A 546-nucleotide genomic window follows, 5' to 3' on the forward strand; every position below is an offset into this window, starting at 1 on the left:
AACGCTTACCACTTTGTGGTTCATGACTGGGGTGAAGTCGTAACAAGGTAGCCCTAGGGGAACCTGGGGCTGGATCACCTCCTTAACGAACGATTCTCACAATGAGTGCCCACACAGATTGATACGGTTTATAAGTTTAGAGTAAGGAAAACTTTTCCAGATGGGGCTATAGCTCAGCTGGGAGAGCGCCTCGCTGGCAGCGAGGAGGTCTGCGGTTCGATCCCGCATAGCTCCACCATCTTTAAGTGTTCTTATTTCTTTAAACAGAAAGCAGAATCTTTAAAAATGGTTATTTTCTTTACATAGAAAAAACTTTTGCTCTTTAACAATTTGGAAAGCTGACAAAACAATCTTTTGAAGATTGTTTGTAAAAGTTCTCAAATCTTATTTCTCTCTTTTATTAGAGAAAGATAAGTACCAACAAACACATTCAAGTGTTCTTGGGAATAGCATGATTATGTTGTTCATATTTGAGTCCGGCAAAATCGAAATGTCTCTCGCTCATTCAAATAATGAGAGACACAAACCTTGGTTGTTTGAACATAC

General features: G+C 39.6%; 1 tRNA gene and 1 rRNA gene. Both read left to right on the forward strand.

From position 1 onward, the window contains the following. A 16S ribosomal RNA gene (locus tag DI392_RS19450) occupies window positions 1–85 on the forward strand; the annotation flags it as partial. Between the two features lie 77 nt (window positions 86–162). After that, window positions 163–238, forward strand: a tRNA-Ala gene (locus DI392_RS19455). Window positions 239–546: the final 308 nt, after the last annotated feature.

The organism is Vibrio albus, assembly GCF_003144035.1.
Lineage (GTDB): Bacteria > Pseudomonadota > Gammaproteobacteria > Enterobacterales > Vibrionaceae > Vibrio > Vibrio albus.